The following is a 14,843-nucleotide window of genomic DNA, read 5'->3' on the forward strand; positions in this document are numbered from 1 at the left end:
AAAAGTGTCGCGCCGACGCATCCTTTCCCGAGGCTGAACCGTATCCCCTGTGGGGCCGCCGGGAGGGCGGCGCCGGAGTGGGGATAAGCAATGACGTCGACCCGTTCTGTATTGGCTGTCGTGGCGGCGCTCGCGATGTTGTCCGCGTGCGACAGTGACGCCTCGCGGAAGTCCGAGCCGCCGCCCTCGACCGCCCCGGCTCCCGTTCCGGCCGCGACGGAGACCGTTCTGGCGGTGGCCGAACGCGATCCGGACTTCACCACCCTGGTCGCCGCCCTGCAGACCGCGGGCCTCGCCGAAACCCTGAACGGCGGCGGTCCGTTCACGATCTTCGCCCCGACCAATGCGGCGTTCGAAAAGATCCCCACTGCACGACGCGACGCCCTGACCCGGCCGGAGGGCCAGGCCGAGCTGCGCCGGCTGCTGACCTACCATGTCGTGCCGGCGCGGTTGGACGCGGCCGGCCTCGTGCAGCGCATTCAGGCGGCGGATGGCTCGCTGGCCCTGACCACGATGCAGGGCGGTGCGCTGACGGCGCGCATGCGGGCGGACGGAGCGATCGAGCTGACCGATGCGGCGGGCAGCGTCTCGCGCCTGGTGGAAGCCGACATGGCGGCCTCGAACGGTGTCATCCACGCGGTCGATACGGTGGCCGCGCCGGGCTGACCCAGGGGTCACAGATACCGGCGTCGCCCTCCCCCCACACGGCGCCGGCGGCGGATCGCCCAATCGATCCGTCCAGAGAGGCCGCGGCTGCAAGGCTGCGGCCTTTCGTCGGTAAATGGGGACGGTCGGCTATTCGCCGTTGCGGATCTGGTCGCGGGCGACGGAGGCGAACTCATCCATCTTGCGGCGGATCTCGCCCTCGGAGACGGTCAGGCCGGAGCCTTCGAAATCCTGGGCGATCTTGCGGTAGACGTCTTCCTCGCCCGGCTGCTCGAAGTCGGCCCGGACGACGGCGCCCGCGTATTTGTCGGCGCTGTCGGCCGACAGGCCCATCTTCTCCGCCGCCCAGAGACCGAGCAGCTTGTTGCGCCGGGCCACCGCCTTGAATTCCTGTTCCTGATCGAGGGCGAACTTGGACTCGAAGCCCTTTTCCCGATCGTCAAAGGTCGTCATGGGCGTCTGCAGGCTCCGTCTGGCGGCCCTGGGCCGCGGTCGAGGAGGTCTATAGCCTCACCGGAGACGAACGCAACGGAAACCCGGACGGTTCAACCCGCCTCGCGTTTGTGTCGCAGCCCGGGTTCCGGTAAGGGAGGGCCTCGAATTCTCCCGCCCGCCCGATTCCGGATCGCGCCGCCCAGACCGATGTGCTGGCCGCGCGATTTTCGTTTCTGGCGAGGCCCCGCCTGGACCCGTCATGATGAACGTCAAGCGCAAGAAGCTCTACGAGGGCAAGGCCAAGATTCTGTATGAGGGCCCGGAGCCGGGCACCCTGATCCAGTATTTCAAGGACGACGCCACCGCGTTCAACGCCCAGAAGAAGGCGACGCTGGAGGGCAAGGGCGTCATCAACAACCGCATCAGCGAGTTCGTCATGTCGCGTCTGAACGGCATCGGCGTGACCAACCATTTCATCAAGCGCCTGAACCTGCGCGAGCAGCTGATCCGGGAGGTCGAGATTATCCCGCTCGAGGTCGTCTGCCGCAACGTGGTGGCCGGCTCGATGAGCCAGCGCCTCGGCATCGACGAGGGCACGCCCCTGCCCCGCTCGATCATCGAATTCTACTACAAGAAAGACGAGCTCAACGACCCGTTGGTCACGGAAGAGCACATCACCGCCTTCAACTGGGCCACGACCCAGGAACTGGACGACATTCTGGCGATGACGGTGCGGGTCAACGACTATCTGTCGGGCATGTTCGGCGCGGTCGGCATTACGCTGGTGGACTTCAAGATCGAGTTCGGCCGGGTGTGGGAGAACGACTTCAGCCGGGTCATCCTGGCCGATGAGATCAGCCCCGACTCGTGTCGCCTGTGGGACACCAATACGGGCGAGAAGCTGGACAAGGACCGTTTCCGCCGCGATCTGGGCAATGTGATTGAAAGCTACACCGAGGTGGCCCGCCGCCTCGGCATCATGAAGGACATGCCGACCGTGATTCAGGGAGGACTGCACTGATGGCCAGGGTCAAGGTTCATGTATTCCTGAAGCCCGGCGTGCTGGACGTTCAGGGCAAGGCCGTTGAGGGCGCCCTGCACGGACTGGGCTGGGCCGGCGTCGGCAACGCCCGGGTCGGCAAACTGATCGAGTTCGACCTGGACGGCGTGGACGATCCCGCCGCCGAGGCGAAGAAGATGTGCGAGCAACTGCTCGCCAATACGGTGATCGAAAGCTACCGCGTCGAGATCGCGTGAAGCGCGGGCTGAAACTGGTCGTCGCCCTGTTCGTGCTGGCGGGCTGCATCCTGTTCGCGGCGGCGTTGGCTGGCGGGCTGATGGACGACGCCGCCTTCACGCCGGCGGCGAAGGAAGCGGCCCACTAGACGCGACTTACGGGCCGGCGCTGCGTTAGGATCTCAGACCCCACGCAGGAGGACGCGCCATGACCTTCACCCTCAGCTCCAACGACATCACCGATGGCGGCGTGCTGCCCGACGCCCAGGTGCAGGCGAAGGGAAACACGTCGCCCCATCTGAAATGGTCGGGGGCGCCGAAGGGGACGAAGAGCTACGCCATCACCTGCTACGATCCAGATGCGCCGACCGGCTCGGGTTTCTGGCACTGGACGGTGGCCAACATCCCCGCCGACGTGACCGAACTGGCGGCCGGCGGGCCCGTACCGGCGACGGCGGTCGAGGGACGGACCGACTTCGGCGAACCGGGCTATGGCGGGGCCGCCCCGCCGCCGGGGCATGGGCCGCACCGCTACATCTTCACCGTGTTCGCCGTAGATACGGACAGGTTGGAGGTCACACCGGAGGATTCAGGGGCCAAATACGGGTTCAATCTGCATTTCCATACCCTGGCCAAGGCGTCGATCACCGCGACTTACGAGAACAGGGGCTGACGGAACCGCGGGGAAGCCGGTTGGTTTGAAAAGGATGTTCCCCGACATCTTCCTTCAGGGCTGGGACGGACCGCTTCGCATTCTGATTGTCGGGCCGGTCGCCTACATTCTACTGATCACCCTGCTGAGGCTGACGGGCAAGCGGACGCTTTCCAAGCTGAACGCCTTCGACCTGGTCGTCACTGTCGCACTCGGGTCGGTGCTGGCCACGCTCATTCTGAACAAGGACACGCCCTTGATCGAGGGGCTGACGGCCATGGCTGTGCTGGTCGCCCTGCAACTGGTCGTGACGTGGACGACCGTGCGACATCCGGAACTGCGCCGGCTGGTGCGGGCGGACCCGGCCTTGCTGCTGGCAGGCGGGCGACTGCGGCGTGACACGCTGAGAGCCGAACGAATCACCGAGGATGAAGTCCTTCAAGCCATCCGCGACTCGGGCGGCCATGGGTTCGCCGACGCGGACGCGGTGTTTCTGCAGAGTGATGGCTCGTTGGCGGTGGTCTCGCGAGAAGCCTGACCCGCCGCACTGACAATGTCGGCGAACCCTGCTAAACGCCCGCGCCATGAGCGCAGCCGTCATCGTCTTCCCCGGTTCCAACTGCGACCGCGACTGCAAGGTCGCGATCGAACGATCGACGGGCGAGTCCGTCGACATGGTCTGGCATCAGGAAACGGAGCTGCCGTCCGGCCTGGACCTGATCGTGCTGCCGGGCGGGTTTTCCTACGGCGACTATCTGCGCTGCGGGGCCATGGCCGTGCAATCGCCGGTGATGCAGGCGGTCAAGAAGGCCGCCGAGGACGGCGTCGCCGTGGTCGGAATCTGCAACGGCTTCCAGATCCTGTGCGAGGCCGGGATGCTGCCGGGCGCGCTGCTGAAGAACGCCGGGCTGAAATACGTCTGCAAACCGATCAGCCTGACCGTCGCCAACGGCCAGACGCGCTTCACCGCCGGCTATCAAGGCGAGCGCGAGGTGATCATGACCCAGGGCAATGGCGACGGAAACTATTTCGCCGACGCCGAGACCCTGAAGCGGATTGAGGGCGAGGGGCAGGTGGTGTTTCGCTACGTGGACAACCCGAACGGATCGGTCGCCGACATCGCCGGCATCCAGAACGCGCGCGGCAACGTGCTCGGCATGATGCCCCACCCGGACCGGGCGTTCGAGGACGAGTTGGGTTCCGCCGACGGCGCGACCCTGTTCCGCAGCGTGTTCGCGGCGGCCTGACGCACGTCTGACTTGACCCCTACGACCGTGACGGCCGAACTGGCCGGATCATCGCGTTTTGTGGATCGGGGACGGCGCGTTTGATCCTGCGGCCATGACGGTCATGGCGTCCTCCTTCGCCAAAGAGCCCGGCGGACGGCGGGCAGATTCCGGAACAGTGAACCAAGGACGGGCGCGGCGCGTAGAGTCCTGAACCGCCACGCTTGCAGGAGCCCACATGTCCTCGATCATCCGCCCGGACGGCGCCCAGACCACGCGGCGTTGGATCGTGCTCGCCTCTGCGATTTTCGCCATCGTCGTCTCCTACGGCCAGATGGCGCTGGGTTGGGGCCAGACACCGCAGGAGTTCTCCGCCGACAGCGACGAGACGCTGCGGGTCGCGGGCTACGCCTTCTCGATCTGGGGTCTGATCTATCTCGGCCTGATCATCTATGCGGTGCGGCAGGCCCTGCCGCAGACCGGCGAGAGCCTGCTGATCAACCGGCTGGGCTGGCCGTCAGCGGCGGCGCTGCTGGGCATCGGCTGGTGGATTGTCGCCTCGGCCTTCGACTGGGAATGGGCGACGGTGGGGCTGATCTTCGGCAGTCTGATCGTGCTGCTGATTCCCCTGATGCTGAACGCCGGGGCGATCCGGGCGCTGGGACGGACCGAGCGCGACCGATGGCTGGTCGTGTGGCCGCTGGCGGCGCTCGCGGGCTGGCTGATGGTGGCCTCGCCGGTCAACTTGCTGACCATACTGACCGGCAACGACGCCCTGCCGGCGAGCCCGTCGCCGACGGTCTGGGCCATTCTGGCCGTCGTTGTCGTGGCCTTGATCGCGCTGATCGTCACGGCGCGCCTGAGGATGCTGGCCTTCGCCCTTCCCGTCACCTGGGGCCTGCTCGGCGCGTTCGTGGCCGAGCAGGAACGCAACGCGCCGCTGGCCTATGTCGCACTCGCTGCGGCCGTGGCGGTTCTGGTTGGCGCGGTGATCCTGACTTTCCGACTGCGGCCCGGGATCGAGCGGTCGGCCGACTAGTCTGCGCCGGGGAAAGCCTCGGGATCGTGCTCCGGGTCGCCGACATCGAAGGCCCCGGTCTCGTCGAAGCCGACGCTGCCGACACCGACGGCCGAGCCGGTCAGGCGCTGGCGGCTGGCCATGGCGACCGCTGGTGCGGCCTCGTCCATGGCGCGGGTGACATCCGGATCATTGGACCGGTCCATCTGCTGATGATCGGGGTGGGTCGGCGCGGTTTCGGCGGGCGTTCGTGACATCACTGTTCCTCCCCCGCGCGGTCGTCGTTGGCGGCCTGTTTCGAAGCGCGTTCGGCGGCGGCGCTGGCGCCGGCGTCGTCGGCGGCGATTTCGGGCGCCGTCGGGTCCTTGGGCGTGGCGGCGGGGTCGATAGGCTGGTCGGTCATGACGATCTCCTGCGGCTTTGCCGGATTCAATGGCGGGGGGGCGGCGATGTTCCCGCCGGAATGGCTGACACGGAGCCCGTCTGCCGCTAGAAGGCGCGGCCATGAGCGCTCCTGAAAAGACCATGGCCGAACTGGCCGCCGAATACGGCCTGGCCCCCAACGAATACCAGGTCGTCCTCGACCGGCTCGGGCGCGAGCCGAACAACGTCGAATTGGGCGTGTTCTCGGTGATGTGGTCCGAGCACTGCAGCTACAAATCGTCGAAGATCCACCTCGGCAAATTCCCGACCAAGGGACCGCGCGTCATCTGCGGGCCGGGCGAGAACGCGGGCGTGATCGATATTGATGACGGCGACGCCTGCATCTTCAAGATGGAGAGCCACAACCACCCGTCCTACATCGAGCCCTATCAGGGCGCGGCGACCGGCGTGGGCGGCATCATGCGCGATGTCTTCACCATGGGCGCGCGGCCGGTGGCCCTGCTCAACGCCCTGCGCTTCGGCGATCCGTCGCACGAGAAATCGAAGCGGCTGGTCAAGGGCGTGGTCTCCGGCATCGGCGGCTACGGCAACTGCGTCGGCGTGCCGACGGTGGGCGGCGAAACCAATTTCCACCGTGGTTACAACGGCAACATCCTGGTCAACGCCATGTGCGTGGGCGTGGCGAAGGCGGACAGCCTGTTCTATTCGGCCGCCCCGGCGCCGGGCCTGAGCGTGGTCTATTTCGGGTCGAAGACCGGGCGCGACGGCATCCATGGCGCGACCATGGCCTCGGCGGAGTTCGACGAGGATTCAGACGAGAAACGCCCGACCGTTCAGGTCGGCGACCCCTTCGCCGAGAAGCTGCTGATCGAGGCGACGCTGGAGCTGATGGCCTCGGGCGCGGTGGCGGCGATCCAGGACATGGGGGCGGCCGGCCTGACCTCGTCGTCGGTCGAGATGGCCGGCAAGGGCGGCGTCGGCATCGAACTGAACATGGACGCCGTGCCCCAGCGCGAAGAGGGCATGACGGCCTATGAGATGATGCTGTCGGAGAGCCAGGAGCGGATGCTGGCGGTGCTGAAGCCCGGGCGCGAGCAGGACGGCTATCGCATCTTCGAGAAATGGGGACTGGACGCCGCGGTGATCGGCGTGACCACCGACACCGGCCGCCTCGTGCTGAAACACCACGGCGAGACGGTCTGCGACGTGCCCTTGGCCCCGCTGTTCGACGACGCGCCGCTGTACGACCGTCCCTGGGTGCAGCCGGAATTGCAGCCTCGGCTGGACCCCAAGGAGGTCCCGGCGCCGGACAGCTGGGTCGACGCCGTGCTGAACGTGGTCACCTGCCCGGACATGGCCTCCAAGCGCTGGCTCTGGGAGCAGTACGACCGTCACGTCATGGCCGACACCCTGCAGGACTCCTCGACCGGCGCCGACGCCGGCGTGGTGCGGGTGCACGGCACCGACAAGGGGCTGGCGATGACCTCGGACTGCACCCCGCGGTATGTGCAGGCCGATCCCTATGAGGGCGGCAAGCAGGCGGTGGCCGAGGCGTGGCGCAACCTGACCGCCGTTGGCAGCCGCCCCATCGCCATCACCGACAACCTGAATTTCGGCAATCCGCAGCGGCCCGAGATCATGGGCCAGATCGTCCGCGCCATCGACGGCATGGCGGAGGCCTGCCGGGTGCTGGACTTCCCCGTCGTGAGCGGCAACGTCAGCCTCTATAACGAGACCAACGGCGCGGCCATTCCGCCGACGCCGACGGTAGGCGCGGTCGGCCTGCTGCCCAACTACGACGTGGTCACCGGCTTCGGCGGCATGGGCGAAGGCGACGTGCTGGTGCTGATCGGCGATACGGTCGGCGAGTTGGGTTCGTCGATCTATCTGCGCGAGGTGCTGGGCCGCGAGGACGGAGCGCCGCCACCGGTCGATCTGGCCCTGGAGAAAAAAACCGGCGACTTCGTGCGCGGCCTGATCGAGGCGGGCGAGCTGACCGTGGTGCACGACCTGTCCGACGGCGGCCTGATCGGCGCGGCGGCGGACCTGGCCCTGGCGTCGGACGTCGGGATCGAGCTGGACGCCAGCTCGGCGACGCACGCCCACATCCTGCTCTTCGGAGAGGATCAGGCGCGATATCTGGTGGCGGTTCCGGAAGCGACGGCGATCATCGCGGCGGCCCAGGCGGCGGGCATCCACGCCAGCGTGGTCGGCCGGGCCAAGGGGCGCGACTTCGCCTCGGGCGGACCGGACGGAGACCTGTTCCGCATTCCGATGGAGCACCTGCGCGAGATGCATGAAGCGTGGATGCCGAACTGGATCGAGGGCAAGGCGTGACACGTCGTCCCCGGATGGCGCTCGCGGGCCTCGCCCTGCTGCTGACCGCCTGCGAAGGGGGTGGGGACCCGGTGGAACAGGCGCTGCGCGAGGCGTCCGCGGCCCATCAGGCGGCGGCGACCGAGACCACGGCCGAAACGGAAGCGAGGTCGGCCGCGACTGCCGGCGACCAGGCCTATGTTCGCGAGGCCATCAAGGAACACCGCGCCGCCATCGCCAAGGCGGAGACCACCTTGCGCGAGACGGCCGATCCGGCGCTTCGCCAGATGGCCCGCTCGACCATCGACGCCCGCAAGGCCGAGGTCGCCGCCCTCCAAGCCTGGCGAGCGGACTCGACATCGAGCGAGTGACGTCCGTCACAATTGCGGGCTAGGTCAAGCGACCGAACCACGGAGCGTCTGATGACAGTGCCCTATTCCGTCTCGCGTCGGGGCGTGATGTTGGCGCTCGGCGCCGGCGGCGTTGCGCTGGGGAGTCGGCGCCCCGCGCTCGCGGACCCGGTGTTCGCGGAATACCCGTTCCAGCTGGGCATCGCCGCCGGCGATCCGGCGCCGGACGGCTTCATGATCTGGACCCGGCTGGCGCCGCGTCCTCTGGAGATCGGGCACGGCATGCCGTCGGCGCCCGTGCCGGTGAAGTGGGAGGTGGCGACGGACCGCAGCTTCTCCAACGTGGCGCGCAGCGGCGAGACGATCGCCCGGCCCGAACTGGGCCACGCCGTGCACGTCGAGGTCGGGGGGCTTGAGCCGGGCCGGGAGTATTTCTACCGCTTCACGGCCGGCGCCGAACGGACGCCGTCGGGCCGGGCGAAGACGGCGCCGGCGCCGGGGAGCTCCGTGGCCCGGGCGCGGTTCGGCGTGCTGGGCTGCCAGGCGTACGAACACGGTTTCTACACCGCCCACCGCAAGGCGGCGTCCGAGGATCTGGATTTCGCCTATTTCTACGGGGACTACATCTACGAGGGGCGGGGCAGCCGGACCTACACCGGGTCGGGCGGAACGATGGAGAACCCGCGCCAGCACGTCGGGGGCGAGGCCTACAGCCTCGACGATTATAGACGGCGGTACGCGCTCTACAAGCTGGATACGGACCTTCAGGCCAGCCATGCGGCGACGGCGTGGTTCGTGACCTGGGACGATCACGAGGTGACCAACAACTGGGTCGGGGCGATCGACGACGGCGTGCCGCCGGAGGTGTTCCTGCTCAGGCGGCAGGCGGCGGCGCAGGCCTTCTACGAGCATATGCCGCTGCGCCGGTCGGCCTTTCCGAGAGGCTCCGACATCCAGCTGTATCGGCACGCGTCGTGGGGAAACCTGCTCGACCTCAACCTGCTCGACACGCGCCAGCACCGGACCAAACAGCCCTGCGGCGACAGCTGGAACGCGACCTGCGACGGCGTCTCGGACCCCAGGGCGCAGGTGCTGGGCGAGGCCCAGGAGGCATGGCTGTACCGCAATCTGGAGCGCAGCGAGGCCCACTGGAAGGTGCTGGCGCAGCAGATCATGGTGATGGATCTCGACCGCAAGGAGGGGCCGGAGCCCGGCTACAATCTCGATACGTGGGCAGGATACCGGATTCCGCGGCAGCGGATGCTGAACCGTCTGCGCGACCGGCGGATCGGCAATACGGTTGTGCTGACCGGCGACGAACACCAGAACTATGCGGGCGAGCTGTATGTCGACGGCCGCAATCCCGAGGGCGCGCCGGTGGCGGCCGAGTTCGTCACGACCTCGGTCAGCTCGTCCGGCGACGGACAGGACCAGCGCGCCGACGGCCGCCGCTACCTCGCCGAGAACCTCTTCCTGAAGTTCAACAACGCCCAACGCGGCTATGTCGTCTGCGACGTCACGCCGGAGCGCTGGCAGACCGAGTTCAAGGTGCTGGACAAGGTGTCGGAAAAGGGCGGGACGCTCAGCACGCGGGCGAAATTCGCGGTGGCGAACGGGGATGCGCGGGTCGTTCCGGCCTGAGTTCGACAGCGGGGAATTGGAGGACGGATTCAGCGGGATTTCGACTACCCCGGCGGAGGAATTGGAAGACGACGGCTACTGGTGGACTTGCGCGGGCGTGTTGCCCGGCTGACGGGATTGTAACTTTCCGCCTCGCGCGCGGGTGCTAGCCTCGCCGTCGGGAAGCGAGGGAGGTTGCGATGCGCTGGCTCACCGACGAGGACCACGAGGCGCTGACCCCGGCCGAGCGGTGCGAACCGCGGACGCCCTTGCCGGTGCGGATGGTCGCGAGCGAGGAGTATGCGCCGGTTCCGCAGACCCGGAAGCAGCGTGAGACGGAAGCGCGGCTCTATGCGCTGGCGGATGCAGTCGCGCCGAAGCTCGGGCTCAGCCGGCGGCGCTTCTTCCAGACCTCGGCCGGGATGGCGGCCGGGTTCGCTGCGCTGAACGGGGCGTTCGGGCCGCTGTTCGCCGTTTCGGAGGCCGAGGCGTCAAGTCCCGAGCTGGCGCGGGAGCGGGCGGACGCCCTGTCCGGACAGTTCATAATGGACATGCACACCCATTTCCTGCGCGACGACACACGGCTGGAGGGCTTCGTCCGGTTGCGGGAGTCGGTGGCGGCGCAGGGCTGGAATCCACAGCTGAGCGCGGCGGGGCCGCAGACGCTCGAGGACCTGAAGTTCGACAATTATTTCAAGGAGGTCTTCCTGGATTCCGACACCAAGATCGCGCTGATCTCGTCGGCGCCGTCCGACATCCCCGAGGACTGGTTCCTGACCAACCGGCAGATGGCAGAGGCGCGGGAAACGGTGAACAGCCGGGCCGGATCGAAGCGGCTGATGACCCACGCTATCTTCACCCCCGGCGCGCCGGGCTGGCTGGACGATCTGGATGCGGCGCTGGCGCTGCGACCGGACTCGGTCAAGGGCTATACGGTCGGCGACAACACCCACAAGGAGACGGCGCGCCATCCGTGGCGGATGGATTCCGACGAGACCTATCGCGGCTATGAGAGGATGGCGGCTGCGGGAGTCCGGAACGTCTGCGTCCACAAGGGGCTGTGGGGGCGCGGCGCGGACCGGCGGTTCCCGAACCTGGCGCCCTATGCCGACGTGCGCGACGTGGCGCAGGCGGCGAAGGACTGGCCGCAGCTGAACTTCATCATCTACCACTCGGCCTACCGGCTGGACGATCCGGAGTGGGCCCTGGCCGAGTTCGAACGGACCGGACGGATCGACTGGGTCACGGACCTCGCGGAAATTCCGGCGGCGCACGGGGTGAGTAATGTTTACGGCGACCTGGGCCAAATCTTCGCCCAGACGCTGGTGGCGCAGCCGCGGATGTGCGCGGCGATCATGGGCACGCTGGTCCGGGGACTGGGCGCCGACCACGTCTGCTGGGGCACCGACGCGGTCTGGACCGGGTCGCCGCAATGGCAGATCGAGGGGCTGAGGCGGCTGGAGATTCCCGAGGACATGCAACAGGCCCACGGTTTCGCGCCGCTGGGCGCCGCCGACGGACCGGTGAAGACGGCGGTGTTCGGCGGCAACAACGCGCGGCTCTATGGCGTCGACGTTCCGGGCGCGCAGGCGGCGCTGGCGGGCGACCGGTTCGCGGCGCTGAAGGCGGAATACGGTGCCGCCGGGCCTCAGCCGTCGAACCGGCGCTACGGCTTCGTCGCGCGGGGTTAATCGACCGGCAGGTAGTCGTTGGGCTCAACGAGCCGGAACCCGGGCGTGGTCTCGACCATCTGGCGGAGCCAGAAGGCGTGCCCGGCGCCGTAGACGACCACGATCCGGTCGCCGGGGCGAGCGACCTGCATCAGGCGGGCGAAGATCATGGCGTTGCGGGTGTACCAGCGGCCGTTGAGGACGGCGCCGGGCTGATCGTCGCCGGAGCCGAAGGCCATCATCCGGGCGTAGAAGCCCTGATCGGAGGCGACCCGGTCAGGTGTGTTGAAGGCGGCGAGGAGCCGGCCGACGCTCTCCGTGCCCTGGCGGCGTTCGAGGTCGGCGATCATGGCGGCGACCTCGCCATGCAGGGCGCCGAGAGCGTCCGTCCGGCCGTTGACCTGCACCCAAGTCTGCACCGCCTCGAACGGGAAGTAGGAAGGTTCGCCGTCTCGGGCCTGCTCGTCGATGGCGTAGACGCGGTCGAGGCCGAGACGGTGGGCCAGTCGATAGCCGATCTGGGTCCGTTCATCCGGGTTGGTCAACAGGTCAGCCGGGGTGAAGGCAGGGTAGCGCGGGTCCAGCAGGGTGGTCTGGTCCGGTGCGACGCGCTCGACGGCGACGGCAGTCGGCCGGAATCGGGCGAGGCCCTCGGCGACCGCCTCGAGCTGGGCCTGTTTCCCCGGCGTGGTCACCGGGTCGACCCGGGCATTGTGGATGTCCTGCCCCGGATTGCCGAAGTGGTAGGTCCCGAGGATCATCACCTCGATGGGCTCGGGAGGCGGCGTCCGGGCCAGGGCGGCGGTCGGCAGGACGAGTGCCGCGACGGCGGCGAGGATCTTCAGCATCGGGGTGCTCCGCGAGGGGTTCGCGGGGAGAGGCCTCGGCGGGGGGCCGTGGATGCAGGCCCGGCGATTAACTCTGCGACAGATTCAAACCGTCGGCACCGCCTGGCTCAACCGCCCGCCGACCCGGATCGGCTCGACCCGCGTGGCCAGTCCGGTCCGGTCGTCGGTCTCGACATAGACGCCGCAGATGGTGGCCGGGCCGTGGGCGGGGCTGTAGCGGCCGCCGGAGAGGCGGGTGGTGAAGCGCCGCAGGGGCTCTTCCTTCTCGTTGCCGATGACGCTGTCGTAGTCGCAGCAGCCGCCGGCGTCGGTCTGGTAGGCGGTGCCGGCCGGAAGGATCTGGCAGTCGGCGGTCGGGACGTGGGTGTGGGTGCCGACCACCAGGCTGGCGCGGCCGTCGCAGAAATGGCCCATGGCCATCTTCTCGGAGGTGGCCTCGGCGTGGACGTCGACGATGATGGCGTCGGCGACGGCGCCGAGCGGACAGGCCGCAAGTTCCTTCTCCACCGCGCTGAACGGGTCGTCCATCGGGTCCATATGGATGCGGCCGAGCACGTTCATGACCAGCACGGTCTTGCCGGAATGGGTCTCGAACAGATTGGCTCCGGCGCCGGGAGCATCCATCAGGCGAGGATAGTTCAGGGGCCGGATCAGGCGCGGCTCGCGGACGATATAGGTCAGGGCCTCGCGCTGATCCCAGCTGTGGTTGCCCAGCGTCAGGCAGTCGGCCCCGGCCATGAACAGCTCGCGGGCGGTGTTCTCGGTGATGCCGAAACCGCCGGCGGCGTTCTCGGCGTTGATGACCACGAAATCGAGCTTCAGATCGCGCCTCAGCGCGGGCAGGTGGTCGGACAGGCCGTCGCGGCCGGACTTGCCGACCACGTCGCCGAAGAACGCCAGTCTCATTGGGTCTGCCTCATGGGACGGCTCTATAGCCCGTCTCGGTCAGAACGCCATGCAGGCGGATGTCGTGGGGTTCGAGGGGCAGGTGTTCGACTTCCTGGCCGGCGTAGGCGAAGCCGATGCGGTGGGCGTCCGGCAGCGCCACGAAGGTCCGGTCGTAGTAGCCGCCGCCCTGCCCCAGCCGCCCTCCGGCGCCGTCGAAGGCGAGGAGCGGTGTCAGGATCAGTTCCGGCGTGACGATCTCGGCCAGCGGCGGCGGCGCGGGAACGCCGACGAGGTCGGGCTCCAACGGCTGATCCAGCAGCCAGCGCCGGAAGATCATCGGCGCGTTCAGTTCGACCACGACCGGAAGGCAGAGGTCATAGCCCTCATAGGCGAGCCGCCTGGCCAGCGGCGTCGGATCAAGTTCCGAACCGATCGGTCGATACAGGGCATGAACGACGACGCCGGGCAGGTCGTCGGCATGATTGGCGGCCCTGACCGCCGCGTCGGGATTCTCGACGGCCAGCCGCTTGCGCGCCCCCCGCATCCTCGCCCGGAGTTCCCGTTTGTCGGTCATGGGGGAGAGGTAGCGCATCGGAGGCCCCCCCCACCATCCTTCGGATGGTCCCCCTCCCCCAGAGGGGGAGGAAAGCGCTCAAGCAGCGAGCGATAGCGCACAGAAAGGGAGAAGGGTGGCGGCGCCGCGAGAACCGTGAAGGGCGTTTAAATCCTCTCGACCTGGGTAGCCAGGTGGGCTCCGTGTGCCCGGGCCCTCGAGCCCAGACAGGGACAGATCCCTTCGAGTGAATTAAGGTCGCGAGGAAATGTTGCCTTCGACGAGGGCCGCAGCAAGACCCGCCGGAGAGAAAGATAGTCTTTCCATGGGGGCGGAACAATGGCGGCCCTCGACCGCATTGCGCTCCCCCTCCCCGGCACGCCGGGAGGGGGAGCGTCAGAGTCCCTGGGCGATCTTTTCGAGGCGGGCGGCGACGGCGTTCAGGGCCTCGGCCACGCCGTCGGTCGCGCCGGAGGCGGCGGAGAGTTCGGCGCCGGGCGTGGCCATTCGCGCCTCGTGCAGTTCGTCGGCCAGCAGCAGGCCGGCCATCAGGAACAGGCGGATGTCGCCGACATGGCCGACCTCGCCCGCCACCTGGCGGACATGGCCGTCGAACTGTTTGGCGAGGATGCGGACGCGCTCTTCCTGACCGTCGGCGCAGCCCACCGCATAGGGGCGGCCGTTGATCTCGACGGTGACCGTCGCCATCAGCGCGTCTCCGTGTCGCTGAGAGAGTCGCGGATGGCGTCGGCGGCGCGGGTCAGGGCCTGGGCGGCGTCGCGGCCGGCCGCTTCCAGTTCGTGGATGCGGGCGCGGTCGGTTTCGCTCGAGGGTTGAGGCGCAAACAGGTCGTCATCCGGCGCGCGGCCCGGTCCGGCGGCGCGACTCTTGAGATCGAGCAGGCGGCGTTCCAGCAGCGCCAGAGCGCGATCCACCCGGTCCTTGGCGGCCGATGCAGCGTCCATGCAGGTCAATTCCTCC

At 68.2% G+C, this 14,843-nt stretch carries 20 protein-coding genes and 1 other RNA gene; 12 read left to right on the forward strand and 9 right to left on the reverse strand.

Features of this window, described 5'->3' with window-relative positions; translation table 11 throughout:
- Positions 1 to 90 precede the first annotated feature (90 nt).
- A complete protein-coding gene (locus tag HNQ67_RS08410) occupies positions 91 to 666 on the forward strand; it encodes a fasciclin domain-containing protein (RefSeq protein WP_183254361.1) in 576 nt (191 codons plus the stop codon).
- Between the two features lie 129 nt (positions 667 to 795).
- Here HNQ67_RS08410 and HNQ67_RS08415 read toward each other — a convergent pair whose 3' ends face one another.
- Entirely contained in the window at positions 796 to 1,119 is a 324-nt protein-coding gene (locus HNQ67_RS08415; RefSeq protein ID WP_183254363.1) for a DUF1476 domain-containing protein, read from the reverse strand.
- A 244-nt stretch (positions 1,120 to 1,363) separates the two neighbouring features.
- On the opposite strand from HNQ67_RS08415, the gene purC reads away from it, so the two are divergent.
- The 7 genes from purC (at position 1,364) to HNQ67_RS08445 (ending at position 5,254) form a co-directional block, all read left to right on the forward strand.
- The gene (gene purC / locus HNQ67_RS08420) at positions 1,364 to 2,122 is read left to right on the forward strand and encodes a phosphoribosylaminoimidazolesuccinocarboxamide synthase (protein WP_183254795.1); all 759 of its coding nucleotides are present in this window, start codon (positions 1,364 to 1,366) and stop codon (positions 2,120 to 2,122) included.
- Positions 2,122 to 2,358: a phosphoribosylformylglycinamidine synthase subunit PurS gene (gene purS / locus HNQ67_RS08425; protein ID WP_183254365.1), complete on the forward strand. Its 237-nt coding sequence runs from the start codon at positions 2,122 to 2,124 to the stop codon at positions 2,356 to 2,358. Before purC ends, purS begins: the two co-directional genes overlap by 1 nt.
- Positions 2,355 to 2,486: a hypothetical protein gene (locus HNQ67_RS13740; RefSeq protein WP_281380681.1), complete on the forward strand. Its 132-nt coding sequence runs from the start codon at positions 2,355 to 2,357 to the stop codon at positions 2,484 to 2,486. The genes purS and HNQ67_RS13740 overlap by 4 nt, the downstream gene beginning before the upstream one ends.
- Before the next feature lie 59 nt (positions 2,487 to 2,545).
- Positions 2,546 to 3,010: a YbhB/YbcL family Raf kinase inhibitor-like protein gene (locus HNQ67_RS08430; RefSeq protein WP_183254367.1), complete on the forward strand. Its 465-nt coding sequence runs from the start codon at positions 2,546 to 2,548 to the stop codon at positions 3,008 to 3,010.
- A gap of 34 nt (positions 3,011 to 3,044) precedes the next feature.
- The gene (locus HNQ67_RS08435) at positions 3,045 to 3,527 is read left to right on the forward strand and encodes a DUF421 domain-containing protein (protein WP_183254798.1); all 483 of its coding nucleotides are present in this window, start codon (positions 3,045 to 3,047) and stop codon (positions 3,525 to 3,527) included.
- Positions 3,528 to 3,573: 46 nt separating this feature from the next.
- Positions 3,574 to 4,236: a phosphoribosylformylglycinamidine synthase subunit PurQ gene (purQ, locus tag HNQ67_RS08440; RefSeq protein ID WP_183254369.1), complete on the forward strand. Its 663-nt coding sequence runs from the start codon at positions 3,574 to 3,576 to the stop codon at positions 4,234 to 4,236.
- A gap of 217 nt (positions 4,237 to 4,453) precedes the next feature.
- Entirely contained in the window at positions 4,454 to 5,254 is an 801-nt protein-coding gene (locus tag HNQ67_RS08445; protein ID WP_183254371.1) for a hypothetical protein, read from the forward strand.
- Here the strand turns inward: HNQ67_RS08445 and HNQ67_RS08450 are convergent.
- Positions 5,251 to 5,490 (reverse strand): Tat pathway signal protein, encoded by a 240-nt coding sequence (locus HNQ67_RS08450; protein WP_183254373.1) that lies wholly within the window; start codon positions 5,488 to 5,490, stop codon positions 5,251 to 5,253. The genes HNQ67_RS08445 and HNQ67_RS08450 overlap by 4 nt on opposite strands.
- Positions 5,490 to 5,636, reverse strand: coding sequence for a hypothetical protein (locus tag HNQ67_RS08455; RefSeq protein ID WP_183254375.1), 147 nt, complete (start codon positions 5,634 to 5,636; stop codon positions 5,490 to 5,492). Before HNQ67_RS08455 ends, HNQ67_RS08450 begins: the two co-directional genes overlap by 1 nt.
- 101 nt (positions 5,637 to 5,737) lie before the next feature.
- Here HNQ67_RS08455 and purL point away from each other — a divergent pair, with 101 nt between their 5' ends.
- The 4 genes from purL to HNQ67_RS08475 all read left to right on the forward strand — a co-directional run bounded on the left by purL (position 5,738) and on the right by HNQ67_RS08475 (position 11,594).
- Positions 5,738 to 7,954 carry a phosphoribosylformylglycinamidine synthase subunit PurL gene (gene purL, locus HNQ67_RS08460; protein ID WP_183254377.1) on the forward strand — a complete coding sequence of 739 codons (2,217 nt, stop codon included), beginning with the start codon at positions 5,738 to 5,740 and terminating at the stop codon, positions 7,952 to 7,954.
- Entirely contained in the window at positions 7,951 to 8,304 is a 354-nt protein-coding gene (locus HNQ67_RS08465; RefSeq protein ID WP_343054856.1) for a DUF305 domain-containing protein, read from the forward strand. The genes purL and HNQ67_RS08465 overlap by 4 nt, the downstream gene beginning before the upstream one ends.
- A gap of 51 nt (positions 8,305 to 8,355) precedes the next feature.
- Positions 8,356 to 9,924, forward strand: coding sequence for an alkaline phosphatase D family protein (locus HNQ67_RS08470; protein ID WP_183254379.1), 1,569 nt, complete (start codon positions 8,356 to 8,358; stop codon positions 9,922 to 9,924).
- A gap of 179 nt (positions 9,925 to 10,103) precedes the next feature.
- Positions 10,104 to 11,594 (forward strand): amidohydrolase family protein, encoded by a 1,491-nt coding sequence (locus tag HNQ67_RS08475; protein ID WP_183254381.1) that lies wholly within the window; start codon positions 10,104 to 10,106, stop codon positions 11,592 to 11,594.
- On the opposite strand, the gene HNQ67_RS08480 is transcribed toward HNQ67_RS08475, so the two are convergent.
- The 6 genes from HNQ67_RS08480 to HNQ67_RS08505 form a co-directional block, all read right to left on the reverse strand.
- Positions 11,591 to 12,421, reverse strand: a complete 831-nt coding sequence (locus HNQ67_RS08480; protein WP_183254383.1) for a DUF5694 domain-containing protein — start codon at positions 12,419 to 12,421, stop codon at positions 11,591 to 11,593. The genes HNQ67_RS08475 and HNQ67_RS08480 overlap by 4 nt on opposite strands.
- Before the next feature lie 84 nt (positions 12,422 to 12,505).
- The gene (locus HNQ67_RS08485; protein WP_183254385.1) at positions 12,506 to 13,327 is read right to left on the reverse strand and encodes a TIGR00282 family metallophosphoesterase; all 822 of its coding nucleotides are present in this window, start codon (positions 13,325 to 13,327) and stop codon (positions 12,506 to 12,508) included.
- Positions 13,328 to 13,337: 10 nt separating this feature from the next.
- Positions 13,338 to 13,883, reverse strand: coding sequence for a 5-formyltetrahydrofolate cyclo-ligase (locus tag HNQ67_RS08490; RefSeq protein ID WP_183254387.1), 546 nt, complete (start codon positions 13,881 to 13,883; stop codon positions 13,338 to 13,340).
- Between the two features lie 117 nt (positions 13,884 to 14,000).
- Positions 14,001 to 14,161: non-coding RNA, 6S RNA (gene ssrS / locus HNQ67_RS08495), on the reverse strand.
- 97 nt (positions 14,162 to 14,258) lie between these two features.
- The gene (locus HNQ67_RS08500; RefSeq protein ID WP_183254388.1) at positions 14,259 to 14,570 is read right to left on the reverse strand and encodes a cell division protein ZapA; all 312 of its coding nucleotides are present in this window, start codon (positions 14,568 to 14,570) and stop codon (positions 14,259 to 14,261) included.
- Complete coding sequence (locus HNQ67_RS08505; protein WP_183254390.1) at positions 14,570 to 14,827, reverse strand: hypothetical protein; 258 nt, start codon at positions 14,825 to 14,827, stop codon at positions 14,570 to 14,572. The genes HNQ67_RS08500 and HNQ67_RS08505 overlap by 1 nt, the downstream gene beginning before the upstream one ends.
- Positions 14,828 to 14,843: the final 16 nt, after the last annotated feature.

The organism is Brevundimonas basaltis, from assembly GCF_014202075.1.
Classification (GTDB): domain Bacteria; phylum Pseudomonadota; class Alphaproteobacteria; order Caulobacterales; family Caulobacteraceae; genus Brevundimonas; species Brevundimonas basaltis.